Source organism: Bacteroides sp. D20 (assembly GCF_003436255.1).
Classification (GTDB): Bacteria; Bacteroidota; Bacteroidia; order Bacteroidales; family Bacteroidaceae; genus Bacteroides; species Bacteroides uniformis.
This window is the reverse complement of the sequence record NZ_QSOO01000019.1, coordinates 32,808-55,665: the sequence shown is the minus strand read 5'-3', so window position 1 is coordinate 55,665 and position 22,858 is coordinate 32,808. Positions and strand designations below refer to the sequence as shown.

Sequence of the window (22,858 nt, the reverse complement as noted above, 5' to 3'; positions counted from 1 at the left end):
TTTAAAATTATTTTTTGCTCCATTCATAATTCGCCAACACTGCATACTCGGCTGCAAAAGCAAAAGTGAACATGCCTTCCACATTGTTCTTGGTCCTTTCGGCTTTATTCCAGCCCACCAGCAGGTTAGTGGGAAGCATATGCTTGTATTGATAATTTTCGTAGGCATAATCCAGATTGTTCTGGAAAGCCTCGATACAGCTTGCAGCAACAGTGTGGGCTGAATAAGCATCCACATATCCGCGCATCAACACACCGTTGAACCAATTGCAGAATCCACTGATGTCAAATGTATAGCAACCTGGTTTTGTGGCATCAGGTTTGGCAAAGTAAGCAAAGCTATTATCAGTCAATTCAGCCAAGTCCGTCCGATAGGCAGCATCGCCCGTAGCTCTGAGAAGGTCGGCAGCACCGGAAAGCATCGTACCGCTGTTGTAAGTGATGGCCGGACCTACGCGATCGCGCAATTTGGAACCCGTCCGATAGCGTTCGCCATCAATGGTGACATATTTTATGTCCGGCGAATCATAACCGCCCATCATGTCGTCGTACACTCCATCGGGTCTCAGCAAATACTTCTTTTGCCAATCATAAACGGCTTTGGCAAAACCCAGATAATAGTCGGACTTTTTCTCCGTGCGCAGCTTGCGGCTGTTATCGGCAGCCACATAACCGTAGGTCACTTCGTCTGACTTGCCTTTGTAAATTTCATGAAGCCACACCAACGGGCTGACAATGGGACCGTTGCTACAAGAGTGCTTGGTGAGATACCCGGGGCCCCATGTGATGCCTCCCAACGGATTGCCTTGTTCATCAAGAGTGCAATCCCAACCGTCGAGCACGTATTCCATCAGGTATTCCGCCTTTTCCAGATAACGTTGCTCACCAGTGATATGATAGGATTCCAATAATTCACGTACCAGCCACATCTGGTCATCGTAAACATTGAGGATGCCTTCTACCTGGGCAGCTCCTTTGTCGTTTCCACGGTTTACGCCGTATACCGTCCACTGCTTGGTCTGCGTATAAGAGGTCAGCGTAAAAGTACCTGCATAATACTCCAAATTATCATAAAGTTGGGTCAAGAGTTCCTTGTAACGGTTAAAGTGAGAATCATAAAGAGCCGTTTCACCCTTTGCCTGCCCGGTCTTCATGGCTTTCATCGCAGCGTTTACAGCCTCAATGGAACTGGTGTACATCCACACACTGCCCAACTCGCTGGAACGATTGCCTGTATAAGGATTGTAATAACGTGACATAGCCATGCCCGTACCCGTGAAATAGCACTCCACGGCATTGTCAATCAGCTCTATGGCACGCGCCACGTTCTGCATCGGCAGATTACCCGCAGGAATATCCGTCCCCCCGCTGCCCGGCTTTTCATCAGCAGCAGAGTCGTTGCTGCAAGCCACTAACGTCCATAAAAGCAAAGTCAGTAAAGTAAATAAATTTTTCATTCTGTTCATATCATACTATTAGTTTCTTCAGCCTTCCCCCTCCTCCTTCTTCCATAAGATGCAGAAAGAAGTAAGGGGAAAGCTTCAAGAATAATTAAATATCAGTAGTTTGTCATTCCATTGTTATGCTACGCAGCACCAGCTTGTTCTCGTCGCCGTTCTCTTCTCCTTTGAAGATACCGATAGTCAACATCACGTCTTCTCCGTTGAACTGAGACAAATCGTAAACAAAATCGGCATATCCTTCCGGATCTCCCTTTCCTCCTGCCTCATGGATAAACTTCCAGCAACCGTCGGCGGCAGCCTCGGCAAACTGGGCCGTATTGGAGGCAGGTGCCAAGTGCATGAGAGTTCCATCCATGCGGATGGCTGTCACCTTGAAGAAGGTGGCATTCGTTCCGCTGAAATTGCGGGTCTTCAATGTCATCTTGTTGCGTCCGGATGCAATGGAGAACTTGGCATAGAAATAGGATTCGGGCACGGTTGTGCTCACATTGTTTCCACCACGTGTCTTTATCAGATAACCTTCGGAAGGGAATACCTCAGGGTCTTTGCTGAGCGGCATATACGACCACTCGGCACAAACGTGGTCTACCTCGCGCCATGCACGATAAGCGTCCACATAGTTATCGCGGCTTCCTCCGATGGGGCTCATACCCGTGAACTGCGACTTCACTTGCGGCATGGTAGAACGTACCATTTCCTGAGTCATCTTCCAGCCGTCCAGTTCTTCGACTGCTGTTCCCGGCAACCATCCCCATCCTTCAACAACTTCCTTGGCAAAAGCGATGCGACGCAATACCAATTGCTTCCAGTAGTCGCCTGTCTGGGCGCGGAATGTACCGATGGCAATGATTACTTCCTTACCGATGTATTTGCTCAAGTCTACCGGAACAGAAGTGTAATTTTCCGAGGCATAGGTTCTGACGTCGCCCACCATCTCAGCCTTCGGATCGGCAGCAGTCAGGTCTACCACCTGCACGCCATAGTATGCCGGAGCAGCTTCGTCGGCACTGTGCGTACGAATCTGGAGGGTCATCATGTAGTTGTCTTCTGTAATCAGCTTGCTTCCGAATACAAAGGAATCGAACATCTCCAAGTCGGCGGGGTTCTTGCGGTCGTCTTCACTGTTGCGAATGCGGAGAGTGGTACCTTCGTTCTGCTCTTCCCAGTCGCCACGGAAATCCATCGTACACATGTAATTGCAAGCCCAGTCCCAATGGGGATAGCTTTCGGCGTTCCGTCCACCGCGGTATTCGTTATAATACCATTTTTCGGCAGCTTTCAAGTCGTCGATGGTCAGTCCGCGCAGGATTTCCGTTCCCCCCATACGCACGTCTGTAGTAGCAATGCCATCCACAAAGTCGGCCATAACCACTTTCTTCACGATAGAAGCATAACCATCTTTCGTAAATGTAACGGTATAGTCCGCCAGCGGCAAATTGCCAATTTCAAACGTACCGTCGCTTCCGGTGGTGGTAGTCTGTGTAGAGCTGATGCTGACTGTCACCCCTTCCAACGGAGCACTTCCCTTTCCTGCATCGGTCACTTTTCCTTTGATTTTTGCAGCTGCATACTCCATCTTAGGGCTGACTTCGGCTACTTGTTCTTCGTTGAATTTTCCTGCCACAACGGTAACGCTTACCGTCTGGTAATCGGCTTTCGTAAATGTAATTATATGTGTACCTATTGAAATGTTTTCGAGTGTATATACACCCTGTGAATTTGTCGTGGCTTGAGGACCGTCCGGTGTAGCCGTTATACCGGAACCATCGACCAAGACCGTTACCCCTTCAAGGGGAGAAGATAAATCGTCTGTGACGACACCCGTCACTTTTCCATAAGATAAAGCCCCTCCGCCCGTGTCATCATCCGAGCAGGAGCTTACCATGAACACCATACTTATAAGCATGGTCATCAGTCCGAAGACTTTTAGCTTTTTTGCCTGTTTCATAGTTTAATTATTATTAGAAGTTAATATAACAAAGGAGCCGATGCCAATCGCCCACATCAGCCTCAGGGCATTGTAAACCGCCCCCTCGACCACAAATTTGATTTTGCATGGGTTAATTTTAGGGTTAATTTGCGTATAATGGGACAAAAAAAAACATTAATCCGAGCTATTTTAACCCATAAAAGAAAGGACAGACTGCACTTGACTCTTCAAGTATCGAAAGGGGAAACGTGAATCAAACAATTATCGCACGGTTCTACTACCCCCCCCATTTCCAACAGTCCATTTGTCCTCTTTTATCAACGCCGGAACCTTAATTTTTAAAACGCTAATTATCAGAGGCTTTATAATAGTTTTATCTCAGTATACGACTAAGATACCCTAAGTATACGACTGAGGGTACCTAAGTATAAGACTGAGGTATCCTGAATATGCGACTGAAGTCAAAAGCTTTTTGCTTTGTAAACATTTATCAGACAGAACAAGAGCCATCGGACAAGCTGAAAGAGGCAGACCGAAGAATAAAAAGAGAGAAGACTGAAAGCACCGGATGCAACGTGCCGGGGAACTAACTCCAGTAAAGACTGAAAGGATGAGGATAATCCTCCCCCGTATATTTTTTGTATTCTGCCACAAATTTCTGGTAAGTGCCAATAGCGGCATTCTCATGCTTGAGTATGAAAAGCGACTTGAGGCAACAAGACAAGGCTGTCTCGTTCACCGGGTCGATATTGAATTCCGCTTCGGCCAAACTCACAGTTTCCGCATAATCCTGCGCCTCGAAAGCCTCCTTCATCAACTGCAAGACAAGCACTTCCAAGCGGCACTCCACATCTTGCTTAAAACCGTCGAACAACGGACCGTCCATAAAGCCGACAAACTTGCCACGCCCTACGATATACAAGAACTCTTGTCGGCACTCCTCTATCCGGTTTTCGGCAACTATCGCCATAAAACGCAAATAGTCGCAATAAAAATCGGAGGACAGCGTGAAACGGAAACATCCTTTTTCGTAAACCAGTTCTATGCCATCCAATTCTTTTAGAATTTTGCGCAGGTGATTGATGGCTACTCCACGCGAGTTTTTCACTTTGTCCTTTGGCTTGTCGGGCCATATCAAATCGCTCAGTTGCTTGGAAGAAATTCCGTCGGCATCGCTATAACGCAAAATGAGACAGAATATCTGCTTGATACGCAAGGAAAACATATAGGAGATATTGCGTCCGTTCCGGTCGAAAACGGAGAAATCACCGAATAAATACATCGAATTGACAGTTCCCGTATCCACTGCCATCTTCTCCACCTTTACATCAGAGGCTTCAGGAAGTTGTTCCTTGTCCTGTCGCACAGCTTTGCCATCCTCGCCCTTGCCGGAGTTTCGATGCCGCTTGTACACTATCCACACGCTTCCGCCAGCTACAGCCACAACCGCGGCTACCAGTACCAGCCACACATGTGAAGCATTTCCTCCACCGTTATTTGCTGTATATTTTTCAAGAGAAACCGGTGGAAACAACAGTGAGTAGACAGAAAATTTGGAAGACACGTCGTCGCTTGTTTCTTGCACGGTCACAAAAAGCCTGCTTTGACGCTCGTTGTAATAAAGACGAGCGTTCGTCGTGATTTTGTCGGAGTAAATGGGAATGGAATCACCCAATATATGACAACTGCCATCTTCTACAGAAAAACGGTAAAGATGCAAAAACGAGTTGGAGACACTCTCGGGATAACGCAAGACATAGAAACAAGAGTCATTCAGTATAACCATATCCTGCGCCGGAACCATATTAGGCTGTCCTTCTGAAATGTCCCAAAGCTTCTGCACACGCATTTCTTGCAAATCCACCTTATAAAAATCGTGAAAATAACGACGACCTATCACCTGGTCGCCCGACTCATTGCCCATGCCCCCGAAAATGTAGACAGAATGATTACTGTCCAGATAACCGGCCGAAGAGAAATAGCGCGGACAAAGAAAATCGCCGGACAGAGAACCCAGCGTATTCCAACGTCCCTCCTCTGCATTGAACATATAGAATTTATTGCTGTAGTACATATTGCCGAAGCCGCCGAAGATGGTGTAACGTTTGCGAACTGCATCATAATAGGAACAGTGATGATGCAATTGCATACTCAGCCGACTGTAACTCTCCACCCTCCAGCCCAACGTATGCAAGTCCAAACTCGCTATCATAGGCTCTGAATCTCCATTCTCGGTATACACCTCGTAGGCATAGAGCCTTTCACTGTCACTATCGAAGAAACTGCCGGCAAGAAACAGCTTCACAGGACACCGTTCGGCAAAAGCCTTGGCAGAAGTGCTTCCCGTCTCCATATTGTAGACGAACAACGAATCACGGTTGAAATAATAAATCTCGTTTCTGTCGGCATTGTAGCAAGAACCAGCTTCCGAAGCCGACGCAAAGCCACCCTCTTTCCTCCAGTGATAGGCCTCGTTAATCAGCCATATCGGGTTCTCCACTTTTCCATAAAGAGTACCCTCTTGGTTACAGACAGATTCTCCGTCCGCCTCATCCAAGGAAAATGTGTAAGTATGCTCGGCATTCACAACCAGCTTGTCAACAGCTATCTCCGGAACGTCAATGATGTGGTCGCTCTTACCGAACACGATTTTCGGACTGAACTCATCAGAGAGCAACACCCCCTTACATACCTTTTCTTGATCGTGAATTTTGAGAGTAATCTCATCCTGCTTCAGGTTGAAAGCTATCTTCACCTTGAACCAATGGGATTTCATCGCCTCCGCCTTACTGACAGGCAAGGCTATCAACACACACTTCCCCTCCTGGTTCAGACGGAACAAGATGTCATCGCCACGAAAATCAAAGAAAAGATTGAAAATCTGTCCTTCGTCAGCTCCCTTAACCCGCAATACATAGCCGACACTCTCGGTAGAATACAGAGCCATGTTGAACTCCAAGTCAAAGTAGTCTTTGAAAGAGGGACAACTGTGGGCAAACACATCATAGGATGTCCTTTCGTCGATAGGGCTGGCTGCGCCACGAAATCTCAATCCGTATGCGGAAACCATTTGGGTAGTGCAAAGACTTATTATTAAAATGATATATCTATATAAATGTACCATTAGGTTTTCATTTAAGGTTATGCAATGCCATCATAAAACATTAGCCAACATTTATTAAGAAATGATGGGAAGATTAAAATGCAAATATATAAAATATTAATGAACGAATAATATTTTGCTTAAATAAAGTAAGTTCCTATACAGCTATTATAAAAGACTAAAAGTCCGTATCATCTCCGCTCCTATAGAGGCGGAAGATGTACGGACTGGACGAGAAGTAGATACAGAGATGTTATGAAGACTACATGGAAAAGTTATGACGCAGGTACTCCCGTCACAATTCCCCGACCATGTGTCCCTATATAAACCCACCCATATTCCTGCATGTCACCGCAGATATGCAATACCAGGCCATATTGATGGGCATCATCGTTGATACGTACCCAAGAGTTCGCCGCATCGTCAGAACGGAAGAAACCGTATTGCCCGTTGACTACGCCTATCAGATAGATGGCAGGATAATCATTGCCTGGCTTTGCCTTGCCGAAACCAAAAGCATAGATGGTACGTACCTTATCCAAAGCACGGAAATCAAATTTTTCTGAAGCAGCAGAGCGGTACAAACCATCATAAGCTGCAATCCACAAATCTTTTTCATGACCGGGAGTAGCGTAGATACGGTCTTGTCCTCCACGCGGATCTCCTCTTCGTACGGCGGCACCGGCATTACCCCGTTGGAACCGTTTAACAGTTAAATTCAATGTGTCGGCATGAAAAGTCGCCCCACCATCCTCGCTGCTATACAATATTTCGGCCACAGCATCTACAGCATAAAAACGTTGGGGGTTCACCTTGTCTGCAATGACGCGGATATTCTTAGGCAAACCACGGCAAGATTGCCAAGAAGCCCCCTTATCACGGGTCAGATAAGCCTCCGAGCGGTCGGGTGTCCAAATCCAAGAAGAGCCGTCTGCTGCCACGGCGATATGCCCATTACGAGACTTTTCCGTCGGAACGGTGGCACACATAGTCCAGTGCCTGCCCCCATCTTCTGAATATGAAATGGTCTTTGCACCCGGCTGATGACCGAACAGTGTACCAACCCTGACTATCAAATCCTGCTTCAGCCAGGCACCCGTCACTCCATTCGTATTTCCGAAATGAGGATTGGCATGGCTGCCCAACGAATCGGGACGATTGAGGTCGAAATGCGTAAAGCCACCATAATCACCGATACCGGAAATCAGACGCGCCCCTTTTTCGGGAGCATAGAGTTCGAGAGGCACGGTCTCTTCGATACCGGCAGACATGATACTCCATTTCACCGGTTCCCCACGTTCCACGGCAGAGAGGTTGAAAGTTTCCCAACCGCCGAAACCGGTGGTAAACATGGCATGTTCAGCGTCGGCAGGATCTATCTCAATATCGAACATCCAGTGCAGAGGGGCTACTTTTGTATAGGGAGCCTTAGAATAATCATACTCATATCCCGTCTTGAAAATCGGTTTCCAGCTCTTGCCACCGTCAGTTGTACGGAACATCTCATCACTTTTATAACCGTGCTTGCCCCCTAGACTGTGTGTACTGGCAATCAGATGCTTCGGATTACGAGAATCTACAGATACGGCTGCATAGCCAAATCCTGCCTTTTCGCCATCTGACAGTCTGACGGGAGAAATGTCTGTCCATTTGCCTTTACGGGTATCGTATTTCCATACGCCTCCATCCCCCATCTGGCTTGGACCGGGAGTATCTCCATACGTCAGGACCAATTGCCCGTCACCGGTCAAGACCATATGCGTGGGGCGATACTGCACCGGCTGCCCCCCGACCGGCCGCCAGCTTTCACCATAGTCGTGGCTCACGAACAGATTTTTCCTTCCCATCAATGAAGCCGCCACATAAATGTCACGGGTACCACGCCCATCGCGGGTGCCTTGTGCATCATAGGCAACGCAGACGATGCCACTGCCGCGATTCCCCCATGCGGCACGGTCGGCGGGATTAAACTTCTCGGAGACATCCGGGAAAGACACCACCCGTGCCCAGCTCCGCCCCTTATCCGTACTGCGCCACAAACCATGCAAACGGGTCCCCATATAAATGATATTCCCATTCTGCGGGTCTACCATCATCCGTTCCCCATTACCACGCCCGTTCTCGTTGCCGCCCATCGTAAAGGGCACATCGACACGGGCAAAGGTTCTACCGCCATCATAAGAACAAAGTATGGCCCCATTAGAGCTACTGGTATACGTACCACAGGCAATATACACGTTCTGCGGATTCTTCGGGTCGATGGCAATGCTCTCCACCCCCTGCAGATTGCTTTCATCCAGACTTATCCAGTCCAGCAAGGGCGTCCACTGGTTGGAAGCAGCGTCCCACCGGTAGGCTCCTCCCATATCGGTGCGGCAATAACGGACACCAGAAGCTTCCGGGTGAAAAACGATACCGTCCACAAAGCCTCCTCCCACTATCGGTACGCTCTTCCATTCGTAAGAAACGGAATTCACCGGAGATATATCTTGGGCGAGCATCGGCATGCCGCCCAGTATCAAACTTATTCCTGCTAAAAACAACTGTCTTTTCATAAGCATCAGGGTTCTAAAACAAACGTTCTTGATATTTCCTTCAAAGATAAGAATATTTCATTGATATTTCAGACTGAAACATTTGTGGCAGTGCACATACAATCCTAACAACCAACGTTTTAATAAAAACAAGAAACTAAATCAAGCCATAAAAAGATTAAAACGGCACCCATCGCAGTTCTTCCCTCCAACAGTTTTTTGTAACAACAATGCAACATATATGACACAAAAACACAACACGTATGTCCGAACTTTGTCGCCGACAAATCATTCGACAACAACAGATTATGAAAAAAAGTGCATTGACAGTACTGATTGCCCTGCTGCCGTTGGCCGCAATTGCCCAAACGCCCTCCATCAACGAGGACGGAAAAAAGATTGAAAAGGAGAAGATGGAAACCAAAGACTACCTGCCGGAAGTCCACGGAACCATCCGCGCCAAATACGAATATCAGACCACCATGGGTGCAGGACGTTTCGAAGTACGCAATGCCCGCGTCAGCGTGACGGGCAACGTATTGCCCAGCGTAGCCTACAAAGCCGAGATAGACCTCTCCGACGAAGGCCAAATCAAGATGCTGGATGCCTACGCCCGGCTTTTCCCGACAAAAGGACTGACAGTCACCGCCGGACAAATGCGCGTCCCCTTCACCATCGACGCCCACCGCTCGCCGCACCAGCAATACTTTCCCAACCGCTCGTTCATCGCCAAGCAAGTGGGCAATGTACGGGACGTGGGATTCACAGTAGGATATACCCTGCCTACCGATGTACCTATCACCGTGGAAGGAGGACTTTTCAACGGTTCCGGACTGACCAACCAGAAAGAATGGCACAAGGAAGTGAACTACTCCGCCAAAGCCCAGTTTCTCTTCACCAAAGGACTGAACCTGACACTAAGCGTGCAGAGTATCCAACCGGAAGAAGTACGCATGCAGTCCTATGACATCGGCACTTACTACGAAACCGGCCGTTTCCATATCGAAGGCGAATACTTGTACAAGCAATATTCCGACAACGCTTTCAAAGATGTACACGCCGTCAACACCTTCATCAACTACGACCTGCCTCTACGAAAAGTATTCAACAAGATGTCTTTCCTGCTACGCTACGACATGATGACCGACCAGAGCGACGCCAAAACCGCCGATGAGGAAACCGGCAGATTGACAGTGACCGACTACAAACGCCAACGCCTGACGGGCGGCATCACCTTCAGCCTCAGCAAGGCATTCCGCACAGACCTCCGGCTGAACTACGAGAAATACTTCTATGCCAAAAACAGCATAGCGAAAGAGTCGGAACAAGACAAGGTGGTATTGGAATTGATGGTACGCTTCTGATATTTCCTGGCTTTCCCTTGCTTTTTTCATTCCAAAAAGGTATATTTGGAATAAATTATTCCGAGTTATGGCAAATCCAATCATACCCGGCATACTGCAGACTGAACAAGACTTATTGTATAGTAAGCTGAATGCATACAATCAAGGGAGAGCCTCTTATAAGGAAGTGGGCGCCTATCTTGTCGTACTGCCCCGACCGGAGCATCTCCAATATACTTTATGGATTTACTCTCCACTGCCCGGAAGACAGTCCATCTTCTACATTTGCGACCTTTCCACCGACATTCACGAAACGCTACGGATGGCAAGCACACTATGTTTCTACTCGCCGCGCAGCCTGCTGCTTGTGGAGTACAATGCCAAAAGAATGCAGAGCAAAGGGGACGACATCATCTCCGTAGGCAAATACCACGGACACTTCCTGCACGAAATCCTCCGTATAGACCCTGCCTATCTTACGTGGATAGCTTTCAAATTCCAACCACGCATCCCCAAGCAGGAACGTTTTGTACAGATTGCCAAGATTTACCATTCGGTCCATCTCGACATACAACGGAGAAAAACGTACCAGACCACCGGCGGACGTTTTCTGGGGAAAGAAAGCGAAAAAGTGGAGAACCTGACGCTGACGGTGCTCAGCGTGCGACTGGAGGACAACCCCTACAAGACGCAGCTCAAAGGGACCACTCCTTATTTCTATGTGCGCCAGGTGCTGAAGCTGAAAGACTCCATCGGCAACTTCGTCAGCATCCGGCTGAATGCACGCACGGCAAGCCAGAAATCATGCCAGCTGCCCGCCGTGGAACATGCCTACCAGGTAGGGGAACTGATGGAGATAGCATCGGCACGCATCGCGCGTACCTATATAATAGGAAGTACGAAATACACCCGGTTGACACATGTGAAGCTGCACATCCCTACCGGGTAAAAGATTTTCTATCAGATACGAACCACACGCTGCATACGGCTGCTTTCCCAGCCTGCCTCTATCAAGCGGATGACTCCGACCACCTCGCGGGCATCGCTCTGCAAAGGTTCGCCGTGACAAATATGCCGATAGATATTCTCGTAAAAAGCTGCATAATCACCGGGAAGGCTTGGATAAGGTTCATGCACGATTCTACCGCCCTTTTCCGTATGAAGTATCCCCCAAGAGGATTTGTCCTCCTCGCCCCAGTGCGGAGTGACGGGCAATACGCCTTCGTTCAAGGCGGCTTCCTGAGGGTCGAAACCATATTTCACGTAAGAACCTTCCCTGCCGTGGAGGACGAAACGGGGTTCGCTCGCACACATCAGATAGCTGGATTTCAGCGTTATCTTTACTTCGGGTGCCTTTGAGGGGCGTAGCAAATGAATGATGAAGTAGTCGTCTACCTTGCTGTCCTTGCGCAACGTGGCAATATCTGCAAAGACGGCTTCGGGCATACCGAACAGCTGCACAGCCTGGTCTATGACGTGGGCGCCCAGGTTATAGGTCAAGCCACCGCCATCTTGTCCGGTTTCCTTCCAAGTATTCGGCTTGATAAAATTACGATAACGGGGGAAGGTGGATTCAAACTCCACCAGATGTCCCAGCAGGCCTTTGGACAGTATTTCCTTGACCGTCAGAAAATCGCCGTCCCACCGGCGATTCTGGTAAACGCTCAAGGTCAGCCCCCGGCTTGCGGCAAGTGCCACCAGCTCCTCAGCTTCTGCCACGGTGGTAGTGAAAGGCTTCTCCACAACCACATGCTTGCCAGCTTCGAGGGCGCGGCGGGCATACTCATAATGAGTGCTGTCCGGTGTGTTGATGACAACCAAATCCAACCCTTCCAGTCCGATAAGTTCCCCAAAACTCCGCACAATACAAGCGTCGGGATACTTTTCCCGGGAGAGTTCCTTACTGCGCTCCGTAACGGCAATCAATTCAAAATGAGGGTTGGTGGAGATGAAGGGAGCATGGAAAACACGTCCCGACATTCCGTAAGCGGCTAATCCAGTTCTTATCTTGTCCATATCGTTCTTTTTAAGTTCACCCTTATTCCGTCACCAACGGACGCTTACGCCAATCGTCCTTCATATAGCTGTCGGGGTAGACCGTCTTATCAATGATTTCGCCACCTTTCAGACGAATCCAGGTGGTGAAAGTACGGGCACCTTCCTTCATCACAATGACACGGGCACCGTTGGACAAATGGTTGTACTCGGTATTGCCACCGGTGAAACGGCCGTAAGCCAGCAGAATGCCTTTCCACATTACGGCATAATCGTTGTCATGGTCGTGTCCGACAAACATACCCATCACATCACCGGCCTCTTTCATGGCAGTGAACATGCCCGTATTCAGTTCCGGAGCGCAAGCCTTTTCCATGCGGGTACCTATCAGTATGGCGTTCTCGTCGGAAGCGGCTTCGTTATATTCCGGCAGAGGGATGTGGAAGAATGCCAGTGCAGGCAAAGGTTGGCCACCGTTCTTTGCTTTATAAGCGGCACTCTGCCGACGGTACCAGTTCACCTGGTCGAAAGTGAGCCAGTCGTACCCCTTTACGTCGGGTAGTTTGGAGTAGGAATGGGAATCCAGACAGTAAAGCAGGGCTGCATCCTTCTTGCCGTCCGAGGATTTCAGTGTGAGGACATAGTCGGGGGATTCAACTCCGCCACGGTCGGGTTGGATATTGAAAGGCATGGAACGGATAACATCATAAAGTTCGGCACGTGTTTTTCCCTGCTCGTTGTCGTGGTTACCAAAGGTTACGACAAAAGGAATCTTACGGTCCGTAGCATAGGAAAGCACCTTGCGCATGGCCGTATCGGCAGGTGCGGCATAGACCACATCGCCGGTAAAGACTACTAAATCGGGGCGCTCAGCATCGAGCACCTCGCCAATACGCTTCAAAGCAATGTCTGAAGCCGGATTACCATACTTAAAGTGGATGTCTGTAAACTGGACGATTTTAAACTCTCCATTCTTGTTGAACTGTAAAGGCGATACTTGTGCCGGGCAGAACAAGGAGGATAAAAGTGCCAGACAAAAGGTCAAGGAGATTTTCTTCATATAAGTGGATGATTAAAATTAGTCGGTATCATTTCAGCATAGTATTATTCTTTCACTATCAGCACAGTGGCATAGGCAGATATACCTTCTTCTCTGCCCGTAAAGCCGAGTTTCTCCGTGGTAGTGGCCTTGATGGAGATGTCGTCCTCGTCTATGCCCATCACAGTGGCAAGCGTGCGCTGCATTTCGGGAATATGTGCTTTCAGCTTAGGACGTTCGGCACAGACGGTGGCATCAATGTTGCTCACCGAATAACCTTTGGTAGCTATCAGTTCTATTGTTTTTCTCAGCAGAATCTTGCTGTCTATGTTCTTGAACTCACCGGCAGTATCGGGAAAATGATAGCCGATGTCGCGCATATTCGCCGCACCCAGCAATGCGTCACAGATAGTATGAATGAGCACATCCGCATCCGAATGCCCCAACAATCCCTTTTCATGTCCCAAGCGAATGCCGCCTAGCCAAAGCTCGCGTCCTGCCACCAGCTGGTGGACGTCAAAGCCGAAACCTACACGTATCTTCATATCATTACTTCTTTAAGTTGATACGAAAGTACGGAAAAAAAGCGAGGTAACAAGAAAAAACAAGACGAAGATAATCAGCGGATATGGAAGTCGAGCACTTTCTCCTCTCCAAGATAGCCCTGCAAGTGCTGTCCGATGCTGACAGGGCCTACTCCCACAGGTGTACCCGTAAACAGCAAATCACCGATTTTCAAGGTCATGAAGCGGCTGACATAAGCAATGATTTCATCTACCCGGAACAGCATGTCCGCTGTATGACCGCGTTGCACCTCCTTATCATCAATCGTCAGATGGAAGTCCAGATTTTGCACGTCTCCACCCGCCTGCTCCAACGGGATGAAGGTGCCGATGGCTGCCGAATTGTCGAAACCTTTGCAGAGTTCCCACGGATTACCGGCTTCACGGAACTTACGTTGCAGGTCACGCGCAGTGAAATCAATGCCTACCGTCACTGCATCATAATAGCGGTGCGCAAAGCGGGGTGCAATGTTCTTGCCCAGCCGACAGATACGCACAACTACTTCCGTCTCATAATGCACCTCGTTGGAAAAGTCGGGGATAAAGAAAGGTTTGCCATCTTTCAGTATAGCCGAATCGGGTTTCAAGAAAATAACCGGTTCCTTATTCTCGTGTGTATGTCCCAGCTCCTTGTTGTGCAGAGCATAGTTCATTCCTACAGCAATAATCTTCATTACTTGATCTCATTAAAGTTCAGTCTGTTAAACATCACGGCCAGATGGGCATAAAGGGAAGTGTTCTGCACGACAATGTTCTCGGGAACACGGATACGGAACGGGGTGAAGTTCCATACGGCCTTGATACCGCCCTCTACCATGGAATCCGTTATCTGCTGGGCTATTTCGATAGGTACCGTCAGCACGCCTATATTGACATCGTACTCCTGCATCTTCTGCTTGAACTTGTCCGAGTGATAGATGGGGATGCCGCTCAGTGTCGTACCCACCAGTTCGGGCTTCACATCGAAAGCAGCTACTATCTCCAAACCGAAATGGCTCAGACCCGAGTCGCGCAGCAAGGCACCTCCCAAGCTTCCGACACCGAACAGAAAGGCTTTGTGTATATTGGTAAATCCCAGGAAATCCTCCAGCACAGCTATCAGTGTGTCCACCTCATAGCCTACACGCGTACGTCCCGAGATATTGACATACGAAAGGTCTTTGGCAATTTGTGAAGCATCAATATTGATTTCCTTGGAAATCTGGGTGGATGATACGAATCGTTCCCCCTTTTGTTTCAGCAACTTTACATTGGAAAGGTACCACGGAAGCCGGCGCAAGGTAGGTTCCGGCACCTTCATGGTTTCTTTTTTCTGTAACGGACTGCTCATAGTTTCTTATTTAAGTTCTCAATATTGCGATTGGCAAAAGTAGTGCTTTTTTTCTAATCAGTAACACGGATGCAACAAAAGCTTAACATAATTTCTAATTGCATAATTCCACATAATATCGTACTTTTGGGAAGTTTAAAAGAAAGAAGTATGAAGAATAATGATTGGAAAGAACGGTTGAATATAGTCTATTCCACCAACCCGGACTACAACTATGAGATGAATGACGATGAGGAGCAAGCTACCCTCCCCCCTGCACAACAACGCCTGCGTGTACAGCTGGACCGCAAGAACCGGGGTGGCAAAGTCGTCACTCTTGTCACAGGTTTCGTGGGCACCGACAATAATCTGAAAGAACTGGGCAAATTGCTGAAAAGTAAATGTGGAGTAGGCGGAAGTGCCAAAGATGGAGAAATCATCGTGCAAGGCGACTTCAAACAACGTGTCATCGACCTCCTGAAGGCAGAAGGATACACGCAAACCAAGCCCGTGGGATAAACGCATCATCCGTCTCACTGCAACTGTAGAGGCATAAAAAAGTGACCGTTTAGGAATTCAACTCCATATACGGCCACTTCTTTTTATAGAATCGTTTCTAAGCGGAATTATTCAGCGCGCAAAGTAAAACGTTTGAAGTCAACAACCTTCAATTCAGGATCAGCTTCTTTCAAGACTTCTCTAACTGTCTTCTTGCCGTCCATGATGTCTTCCTGGTTCAGCAAGCAAACTTCTTTCAAGAACTTGCCAAGACGGCCCTTAGCAATATTCTGAATCATTTGTTCAGGCAGATGTGCAGCTTTCTCGGCAGAAACAGTAGCAATGATTTCCTTTGCCTTTGCCACGTCTTCAGCAGTAATCCAGCCCTTGGCCATGTTGCTTTCCATGTGGTCTTCGCTGTCCACGTGAGCCGGGTTGATACCAGCCTTCTTCAAAGCAGCCTCAACAGCCTTCTGTACCTGTTCAGCTTTTGTCTTCTCGATAGCAACATCTATTTCCTTCTGCTTGATTTCTTCAGATACGCCATCTTCGTCTACTGCAATCGGGTTCATGGCAGCAATCTGCATGGCAATCTGCTTAGCCAGTCCTTCTTCAACAGCCTTGTTGAAAGCAACAATAGTGCAGAGGCCATTTCTGTTCATGTGGTTATAAACCACAGTGCTTGCGCCTTCTACAGTCATGTAACCATCCAGCTCCATCTTCTCGCCAGTGATACCGCTACGGTCTGTTACAGCATCCTGTACAGTACCGTTGCCCATCGGCAGAGCTTTTACTTCGTCCAGAGTCTTGCACTTGTTAGCTACGGCAAGGTCCAGAATATCCTGAGTCAGTTTCACGAAATCAACATTCTGAGCCACGAAGTCAGTTTCGCACTTCAAAGCGATGATAACGGCAAAGTCACCCGTAGTCTTAGCCAGCACACAGCCTTCAGAAGCCTCGCGGTCTGAACGCTTAGCTGCAACAGCTTGTCCCTTCTTACGGATAATTTCCATTGCCTTGTCGAAATCGCCTTCAGCTTCAGTCAAAGCATTTTTGCAATCCATCATACCAGCACCGGTCATCTTGCGGAGCTTGGTTATATCAGCCATACTTACAGCCATAATATCTTTTTATTTTAATTGTTAATAATATCCTTATAAAGTAATTGAGAGTTGAGAATAGAGAATTGAGAATTGCCGTAAAGTAACTCTCAACTTTCAATTCTCAACTCTCAACAGTATGATTAAGCCTCTTCTTCCTTCATGAAAGCAGCAGCCTTAGCGGCATTGATTGCTTCCTCGTCGGACTTGTCGAGTCTTGCTTTTGTAGCTTTCTTCTTGCCTTTGTTGGCAGGAGCTTCACCGGCAGCTTCCATGTCTACCTTTTCGGCCTTACGTTCTTCCAGACCTTCCTGCATAGCAGCGCAGCAAGCATCAAGAATAACTTCTACTGACTTAGTAGCGTCATCATTTGCCGGGATTACGAAATCGATATTCGTAGGATCGGAGTTTGTATCAACGATACCGAATACGGGAATACCCAGACGGTTAGCTTCACGAACTGCGATGTTTTCCTTCATTACGTCGATAACGAACAGAGCAGACGGCAGACGAGTCAAGTCAGCGATAGAGCCCAAAGTCTTGTCCAACTTTGCACGTTGACGTGAAATCTGAAGAATTTCTCTCTTGGAGAGGTTTGAATAGGTACCGTCGCTTGTCAACTTGTCGATGGTAGCCATCTTCTTGACAGCCTTACGGATAGTCGGGAAGTTAGTCAACATACCACCCGGCCAACGCTCGATTACATAAGGCATATTTACAGATGCAGCCTTATCGGCAACCACCTGCTTAGCTTGTTTTTTAGTAGCAACAAACAGGACTTTCTTTCCTGATTTAGCGATTTGCTTCAAAGCTTCAGCAGCTTCGTCAATTTTAGCAACCGTCTTGTTGAGGTCAATGATGTGAATACCATTGCGCTCCATGAAGATGTAAGGAGCCATTGCAGGGTTCCACTTTCTTTTCAAGTGACCGAAGTGGCAACCGGCTTCTAATAATGTATCAAAATTTGTTCTAGACATTTTCTTTTAAATTAATCGTTTACTTTCTTTTTTGTTTCTTCTAAACCAACCGCCGGGTAGTCTGAATCTGAAGAGTCCCGGTAGTTTAGATACTAAACGCTTTTTCAGTTGAGAGTTGAGAGGTGAAAGTCGAGAATTAAGCAACTTGTCCGCCCCAACCGTTCTCCAACTCTTAACGTTTACTGAACTGGAATCTACGACGTGCTTTCGGTTGTCCCGGTTTCTTACGTTCAACAGAACGAGGATCACGAGTCATGAAACCTTCAGAACGGAGAGCAGCCTTGTCCTCAGCATTGATTTTCACCAGTGCGCGGGCAATTGCCAAACGCAAAGCCTGAGACTGGCCGGTGAAACCGCCACCGCAGAGATTAACTTTGATGTCGTACTTTTCAGCAACACCCAGCTTATTCAACGGCTGTTTAACTACATACTGAAGAATGCTTGATGGAAAGTACTCTGCGAGGTCTCTCTTATTAATAGTAATCTTTCCAGTACCTTCGCTTACGAAAATACGTGCAATTGCACTTTTACGTCTGCCTAATGCATTTACTACTTCCATTATCTCTTATTTAAGTACGTTAATATCAATCATTTTCGGGTTCTGAGCATCGTGTTTGTGCTCGCTGCCGGCATATACATACATATTGCCCAGCAATTTTGCGCCCAACTTGTTCTTAGGCAACATACCCTTTACTACTTTTCTCAGTAACTTGTCATCACCGTTCGGTTTTGCCTGCAAACGGGCAGGAGTGATTTCTCTCTGGCCGCCGGGATAACCTGTATATGACAGATATACCTTGTCATTCCACTTGTTACCGGTTAATTTTACTTTGTCGGCGTTGATAATGATCACATTATCGCCACAATCTACGTGAGGGGTAAAGTTAGGTTTATACTTTCCTCTCAACAGTTTCGCAACTTTTGCGCCCAGACGACCCAATACCTGGTCTGTAGCGTCAACAATGACCCATTCTTTAGTCACTGTAGCTTTGTTTGCAGAAATGGTCTTGTAACTTAAAGTATCCACTCTTAATTGTTTTTTAAAATGTTACTACTAAAATGTTTTTCTTCACCGCAAGCCAGTCATCCCGGACAATGGAAGATTAACTCGCTATGAATTAAATGCTTATCCTTTTGAGATAATAATCGGCTTGCAAAGGTACGGTTTTTCTTAGAACTGGCAAAAGTTTTCCACTTTTTTTTAGAGAGCCACTTGGCTGATATACAACAGACAAAGTTATCCTGCGGAGAAACGAAAGAATCTCCGCTAGAACAACTCTTTATGATGCGGCCTTCATCGGCCAATGCCGTCATAGAAGACCTTCAAAGCTGCATTGAGAAAGAAACGGGAAAGAGAAAGAAATATCAACGAACAAGGTCCTCGGGGAATTTCGCGGGCATGCCCACCCGCTTCCATGTTTCATGGAACCATGTATTCAGTTCATTCCCATTCAAGTCCTTAGCTATAAAATACTTCAGGTACATTACCCCGTCGTCCCCTATTTCAAACTCCAATATATTGTCTTTGTGGTCCAACATGGGCAGATGGATGTTTTTCTCAATACTTTCCTTATAGGAATTATCCGTCAGCTGCTGATAAGTCCCATACCCCGTGATGATGGCATCCTTGCCAGGAATCATTGTAAAGTTGACAATGCGGCCGTCATCACTCAGCACTTTAAAGGTATTACTCGGTTTCAATATCCCGGGAACATCCGGGATTTCGGACACATAATGACATAACTGCCAAATTCCTGCCAGTTCCGCAGGCCTAAACTCTGCGCTCTCCTGCGCATTGGCTCCCGCTACCGCAAGCAGCACCGCTGCCAGCATGGTAAAGAAATAGTTCCGTTTCATATTCGTATGATGTTGGTTAACGTTATGTCGTTCCGCTAGACACAAATATAAAGATTTATTTTGAGATTACAACATTTTTGGGTATAAAAAAACCGCACAAACAACAGAATGTTTGTGCGGATGATTTTATCCAGTTTGTATATTCCGAAACTTAGAACTCGGCGTTGCGCGGCGTACGCGGAAACGGTATGACATCACGGATATTCGTCATGCCCGTAACGAACAGCAGCAAGCGCTCAAAGCCTAAACCGAACCCGGAGTGGGGACATGTACCGAACTTACGGGTATCGAGATACCACCACATATCCTTCATCGGGATGTGAAGTTCGTCAATGCGCGTCATCAGCTTGTTGTAATCCGATTCACGTTCGGAACCGCCAATGATTTCTCCAATCTTCGGGAAGAGTACATCCATGGCACGCACGGTCTTGCCGTCTTCGTTCTGCTTCATATAGAACGCTTTGATTTCCTTCGGATAGTCAGTCAGGATAACCGGACGCTTGAAGTGGTCTTCCACCAGATAGCGCTCGTGTTCGGAAGCCAAGTCAACTCCCCAGTACACCGGGAATTCAAACTTATGCCCTTTGGCAACAGCCTCTTCCAATATCTTGATACCTTCCGTATAAGGCAGGCGCACGAAGCTTTCTTTCAAGACACCTTGCAGACGTTCAATCAAGCCCTTATCAAACATGTCATTGAGGAACTTCACATCGTCGGCACAGTTGTCCAAAGCCCACTGTACACAATATTTGATGAAATCTTCCGCCAGGTCCATATTGTCCGTAATATCATTGAACGCCACTTCCGGCTCAATCATCCAGAACTCTGCCAAGTGGCGGGGAGTATTGGAATTCTCGGCACGGAACGTAGGACCGAATGTATAGATGGCTCCCAATGCAGTAGCGGCAAGTTCGCCTTCCAACTGTCCGGAAACAGTCAGGCTGGCCTGCTTTCCGAAGAAGTCATCATCGTAAATAATGGAACCGTTCTCATCTTTCTTCAAGTCGTAAAGGTTCTTCGTAGTCACCTGGAACATCTGGCCTGCGCCTTCGCAGTCGGAAGCCGTGATAATCGGAGTATGAAAATAGAAGAATCCTCTGTCATGGAAGAACTTGTGGATGGCAATCGCCATATTATGACGAATACGGAACACAGCCCCGAACGTATTGGTACGGGGACGCAGATGGGCTATCTCACGGAGGAACTCCATGGAATGACCTTTCTTCTGCAACGGATACGTGTTATCGCAAGTTCCCAGCACTTCGATTTCGCGGGCCTGCACTTCGACCTTCTGACCGGAACCGACAGATTCCGTCAGCACACCGTTTACGCTCAAACAAGCACCGGTAGTAATCTCTTTCAGCATCTCCTCATCGAAGTTACCCAAGTCTACTACAATCTGCACATTATTTATTGTAGAACCGTCATTCAGCGCGATAAAGTTTACTTGCTTACTACCTCTGCGGGTACGAACCCAGCCCTTCACGTTGACCATAGCGCCAAAATCTTCACGCTTCAGCAGGTCAACAATCTTTGTTCTACTAATCTTTTCCATAAAACAGTTATTATACCTTATTATATATTACTCAAAAGAACCCATGCGCAGGAAGTTCACCTCTTGTTCCGTGAGGTAACGCCATTCGCCGCGGCGCAGGCCTTTCTTGGTTAAACCGGCAAAATACACACGGTCCAGTTTCATCACCTTGTATCCCAGCGATTCGAAGATACGACGCACGATACGATTCTTGCCGGAGTGGATTTCAATACCGACATCATCTTTCTTGAAGTCATCCGTATAGCTGATGGCATCTGCATGGATTTCCCCGTCATCCAGTTGAATACCGGCTGCAATCTGCTCCATATCGGCTTTTGTCAGGTTCTTGTCCAAATGCACATGATATATCTTCTTCTTCAGATACTTGGGATGCGTCAGCTTGGAAGCCAGGTCACCATCGTTTGTCAGCAGCAACACACCTGTAGTATTACGGTCCAGACGACCTACCGGATAAATACGTTCGTCGCATGCGCCCTTCACCAAATCCATCACCGTGCGACGTGCTTGGGGGTCATCCGAAGTAGTCACAGTATCCTTCGGCTTGTTCAGCAGTACGTAAATCTTACGTTCTATGCTGACCGTCTGGTCGTGGAACTTCACTTCATCACCGCGCTTAATCTTGGTTCCCAATTCCGTCACCACCTCTCCGTTTACAGAAACGACTCCGGCAGTGATGAATTCATCAGCCTCGCGACGGGAGCAAACACCGGCATTGGCCAGGAATTTGTTCAAGCGGATAGGCTCGTTCGGGTCCACAAACTGCTCCTTATATTCTATCTGTTTCTTCTTGCTGTACTTAGCATTGGGGTCATAATCGGCCGAACGACGGACTGGACGGCTATAGCTGTCTCTGTTGCCGTATCCGCCAGGTCTTCCACCACCCGAATTGAAGCGTGGACGATAAGGACGGTCACCACCCTCATTATTGTAGCGAGGACGCTGCGGACGGTCGCCATCTTCGCTGTTATAGCGCGGACGATAGGGACGGTCCGTATTATAAGAACGGTCGCTGTTGTAGGAGCGGTCGCCGTTATAAGGACGTTGCGGACGGTCACCACCCTCATTGCCATAACGCGGGCGCTGCGGACGGTCACTATTATAAGGGCGTTGCGGACGGTCGCCACCTTCGCTGTTATAGCGCGGACGGTAAGGACGGTCACCCGAATTGTTTCCATAAGGGCGTTGCGGACGGTCGCCGCCTTCGCTGTTATAGCGCGGACGATAGGGACGGTCGCCATTATCGTTATTGTAACGAGGACGCTGCGGACGGTCACCATTGTCCGCACCAGGATTAAAGCGCGGGCGATAAGGGCGGTCACTGTTATAAGGACGCTGCGGGCGGTCCCCGTTTTCACTGTTAAATCTGGGGCGATAAGGACGGTCGCCATTATCACGGTTGTAAGACGGACGGCTGTAGCCACCTTCCTTGTTAAATTGGTTACCATCGCGGCCGGCACCTGAGTTCTCCTCTGCGGAAGAAGCATCACGCCAAGTTTCGTTTTCTGTACTCATTGTTTTTTATTCGAATAAAATTAAACCTTGGCCTCACGGCCATTCATTGTCTCTATTATACCTTGAATTTTATATGTTTCT

The 22,858-nt window shown here is 47.8% G+C and carries 19 protein-coding genes; 3 read left to right on the top strand and 16 right to left on the bottom strand.

Going from position 1 to position 22,858, the window contains the following annotated elements:
* Positions 1–7 precede the first annotated feature (7 nt).
* From DXD78_RS17425 to DXD78_RS17410, 4 genes are all read right to left on the bottom strand, one after another.
* Positions 8–1,465, bottom strand: a complete 1,458-nt coding sequence (locus DXD78_RS17425) for a glycoside hydrolase family 76 protein (protein WP_005829695.1) — start codon at positions 1,463–1,465, stop codon at positions 8–10.
* Between the two features lie 103 nt (positions 1,466–1,568).
* Positions 1,569–3,410 carry a carboxypeptidase-like regulatory domain-containing protein gene (locus DXD78_RS17420; RefSeq protein WP_005829693.1) on the bottom strand — a complete coding sequence of 614 codons (1,842 nt, stop codon included), beginning with the start codon at positions 3,408–3,410 and terminating at the stop codon, positions 1,569–1,571.
* 568 nt (positions 3,411–3,978) lie between these two features.
* Positions 3,979–6,516 (bottom strand): hypothetical protein, encoded by a 2,538-nt coding sequence (locus DXD78_RS17415; protein ID WP_009037837.1) that lies wholly within the window; start codon positions 6,514–6,516, stop codon positions 3,979–3,981.
* A gap of 254 nt (positions 6,517–6,770) precedes the next feature.
* Positions 6,771–9,050, bottom strand: a complete 2,280-nt coding sequence (locus DXD78_RS17410) for an exo-alpha-sialidase (RefSeq protein WP_227741041.1) — start codon at positions 9,048–9,050, stop codon at positions 6,771–6,773.
* A gap of 287 nt (positions 9,051–9,337) precedes the next feature.
* On the opposite strand from DXD78_RS17410, the gene DXD78_RS17405 reads away from it, so the two are divergent.
* Together DXD78_RS17405 and DXD78_RS17400 are read left to right on the top strand one after the other, a co-directional pair.
* Positions 9,338–10,393 (top strand): porin, encoded by a 1,056-nt coding sequence (locus DXD78_RS17405; RefSeq protein WP_034529478.1) that lies wholly within the window; start codon positions 9,338–9,340, stop codon positions 10,391–10,393.
* 67 nt (positions 10,394–10,460) lie between these two features.
* Positions 10,461–11,321, top strand: a complete 861-nt coding sequence (locus tag DXD78_RS17400; protein WP_009037834.1) for a hypothetical protein — start codon at positions 10,461–10,463, stop codon at positions 11,319–11,321.
* A gap of 11 nt (positions 11,322–11,332) precedes the next feature.
* On the opposite strand, the gene DXD78_RS17395 is transcribed toward DXD78_RS17400, so the two are convergent.
* From DXD78_RS17395 to DXD78_RS17375, 5 genes are all read right to left on the bottom strand, one after another.
* Entirely contained in the window at positions 11,333–12,388 is a 1,056-nt protein-coding gene (locus DXD78_RS17395) for a Gfo/Idh/MocA family oxidoreductase (RefSeq protein ID WP_009037833.1), read from the bottom strand.
* A 22-nt stretch (positions 12,389–12,410) separates the two neighbouring features.
* Positions 12,411–13,427: a metallophosphoesterase family protein gene (locus DXD78_RS17390; RefSeq protein ID WP_009037832.1), complete on the bottom strand. Its 1,017-nt coding sequence runs from the start codon at positions 13,425–13,427 to the stop codon at positions 12,411–12,413.
* Between the two features lie 44 nt (positions 13,428–13,471).
* Positions 13,472–13,951 (bottom strand): 2-C-methyl-D-erythritol 2,4-cyclodiphosphate synthase, encoded by a 480-nt coding sequence (gene ispF / locus DXD78_RS17385; protein WP_009037831.1) that lies wholly within the window; start codon positions 13,949–13,951, stop codon positions 13,472–13,474.
* A gap of 74 nt (positions 13,952–14,025) precedes the next feature.
* Positions 14,026–14,643 carry a fumarylacetoacetate hydrolase family protein gene (locus DXD78_RS17380; RefSeq protein ID WP_009037830.1) on the bottom strand — a complete coding sequence of 206 codons (618 nt, stop codon included), beginning with the start codon at positions 14,641–14,643 and terminating at the stop codon, positions 14,026–14,028.
* Positions 14,643–15,299 carry a redox-sensing transcriptional repressor Rex gene (locus DXD78_RS17375; protein WP_016274430.1) on the bottom strand — a complete coding sequence of 219 codons (657 nt, stop codon included), beginning with the start codon at positions 15,297–15,299 and terminating at the stop codon, positions 14,643–14,645. Before DXD78_RS17375 ends, DXD78_RS17380 begins: the two co-directional genes overlap by 1 nt.
* Before the next feature lie 150 nt (positions 15,300–15,449).
* Here DXD78_RS17375 and DXD78_RS17370 point away from each other — a divergent pair, with 150 nt between their 5' ends.
* Complete coding sequence (locus DXD78_RS17370) at positions 15,450–15,797, top strand: translation initiation factor (protein ID WP_005833443.1); 348 nt, start codon at positions 15,450–15,452, stop codon at positions 15,795–15,797.
* Between the two features lie 107 nt (positions 15,798–15,904).
* On the opposite strand, the gene tsf is transcribed toward DXD78_RS17370, so the two are convergent.
* The 7 genes from tsf to DXD78_RS17335 all read right to left on the bottom strand — a co-directional run bounded on the left by tsf (position 15,905) and on the right by DXD78_RS17335 (position 22,777).
* Positions 15,905–16,897, bottom strand: coding sequence for a translation elongation factor Ts (gene tsf / locus DXD78_RS17365; RefSeq protein WP_009037828.1), 993 nt, complete (start codon positions 16,895–16,897; stop codon positions 15,905–15,907).
* 122 nt (positions 16,898–17,019) lie between these two features.
* On the bottom strand, positions 17,020–17,853 hold the full coding sequence (gene rpsB / locus DXD78_RS17360) for a 30S ribosomal protein S2 (RefSeq protein WP_005829604.1): 834 nt from the start codon (positions 17,851–17,853) through the stop codon (positions 17,020–17,022).
* A gap of 172 nt (positions 17,854–18,025) precedes the next feature.
* On the bottom strand, positions 18,026–18,412 hold the full coding sequence (rpsI, locus tag DXD78_RS17355; RefSeq protein ID WP_005829603.1) for a 30S ribosomal protein S9: 387 nt from the start codon (positions 18,410–18,412) through the stop codon (positions 18,026–18,028).
* A gap of 6 nt (positions 18,413–18,418) precedes the next feature.
* Positions 18,419–18,880, bottom strand: coding sequence for a 50S ribosomal protein L13 (rplM, locus tag DXD78_RS17350; protein WP_005829602.1), 462 nt, complete (start codon positions 18,878–18,880; stop codon positions 18,419–18,421).
* 338 nt (positions 18,881–19,218) lie between these two features.
* On the bottom strand, positions 19,219–19,710 hold the full coding sequence (locus tag DXD78_RS17345; RefSeq protein WP_005829599.1) for a DUF4488 domain-containing protein: 492 nt from the start codon (positions 19,708–19,710) through the stop codon (positions 19,219–19,221).
* A 151-nt stretch (positions 19,711–19,861) separates the two neighbouring features.
* Positions 19,862–21,265: an asparagine--tRNA ligase gene (asnS, locus tag DXD78_RS17340; protein ID WP_117652905.1), complete on the bottom strand. Its 1,404-nt coding sequence runs from the start codon at positions 21,263–21,265 to the stop codon at positions 19,862–19,864.
* Between the two features lie 27 nt (positions 21,266–21,292).
* A complete protein-coding gene (locus tag DXD78_RS17335; protein ID WP_008664272.1) occupies positions 21,293–22,777 on the bottom strand; it encodes a pseudouridine synthase in 1,485 nt (494 codons plus the stop codon).
* Between the last annotated feature and the right edge of the window lie 81 nt (positions 22,778–22,858).

What these genes read in the sequence shown, in the direction of transcription:
- tsf (WP_009037828.1), bottom strand. Translation starts at nt 16,897, where the DNA reads ATGGCTGTAAGTATGGCTGATATAACCAAGCTCCGCAAGATGACCGGT.
- DXD78_RS17400 (WP_009037834.1), top strand. Translation starts at nt 10,461, where the DNA reads ATGGCAAATCCAATCATACCCGGCATACTGCAGACTGAACAAGACTTA.
- DXD78_RS17425 (WP_005829695.1), bottom strand. Translation starts at nt 1,465, where the DNA reads ATGAACAGAATGAAAAATTTATTTACTTTACTGACTTTGCTTTTATGG.
- asnS (WP_117652905.1), bottom strand. Translation starts at nt 21,265, where the DNA reads ATGGAAAAGATTAGTAGAACAAAGATTGTTGACCTGCTGAAGCGTGAA.
- DXD78_RS17380 (WP_009037830.1), bottom strand. Translation starts at nt 14,643, where the DNA reads ATGAAGATTATTGCTGTAGGAATGAACTATGCTCTGCACAACAAGGAG.
- rpsB (WP_005829604.1), bottom strand. Translation starts at nt 17,853, where the DNA reads ATGTCTAGAACAAATTTTGATACATTATTAGAAGCCGGTTGCCACTTC.
- DXD78_RS17370 (WP_005833443.1), top strand. Translation starts at nt 15,450, where the DNA reads ATGAAGAATAATGATTGGAAAGAACGGTTGAATATAGTCTATTCCACC.
- DXD78_RS17410 (WP_227741041.1), bottom strand. Translation starts at nt 9,050, where the DNA reads ATGAAAAGACAGTTGTTTTTAGCAGGAATAAGTTTGATACTGGGCGGC.
- ispF (WP_009037831.1), bottom strand. Translation starts at nt 13,951, where the DNA reads ATGAAGATACGTGTAGGTTTCGGCTTTGACGTCCACCAGCTGGTGGCA.
- DXD78_RS17395 (WP_009037833.1), bottom strand. Translation starts at nt 12,388, where the DNA reads ATGGACAAGATAAGAACTGGATTAGCCGCTTACGGAATGTCGGGACGT.
- DXD78_RS17405 (WP_034529478.1), top strand. Translation starts at nt 9,338, where the DNA reads ATGAAAAAAAGTGCATTGACAGTACTGATTGCCCTGCTGCCGTTGGCC.
- DXD78_RS17375 (WP_016274430.1), bottom strand. Translation starts at nt 15,299, where the DNA reads ATGAGCAGTCCGTTACAGAAAAAAGAAACCATGAAGGTGCCGGAACCT.
- rpsI (WP_005829603.1), bottom strand. Translation starts at nt 18,412, where the DNA reads ATGGAAGTAGTAAATGCATTAGGCAGACGTAAAAGTGCAATTGCACGT.
- DXD78_RS17420 (WP_005829693.1), bottom strand. Translation starts at nt 3,410, where the DNA reads ATGAAACAGGCAAAAAAGCTAAAAGTCTTCGGACTGATGACCATGCTT.
- DXD78_RS17390 (WP_009037832.1), bottom strand. Translation starts at nt 13,427, where the DNA reads ATGAAGAAAATCTCCTTGACCTTTTGTCTGGCACTTTTATCCTCCTTG.
- DXD78_RS17345 (WP_005829599.1), bottom strand. Translation starts at nt 19,710, where the DNA reads ATGAAACGGAACTATTTCTTTACCATGCTGGCAGCGGTGCTGCTTGCG.
- DXD78_RS17415 (WP_009037837.1), bottom strand. Translation starts at nt 6,516, where the DNA reads ATGGTACATTTATATAGATATATCATTTTAATAATAAGTCTTTGCACT.
- DXD78_RS17335 (WP_008664272.1), bottom strand. Translation starts at nt 22,777, where the DNA reads ATGAGTACAGAAAACGAAACTTGGCGTGATGCTTCTTCCGCAGAGGAG.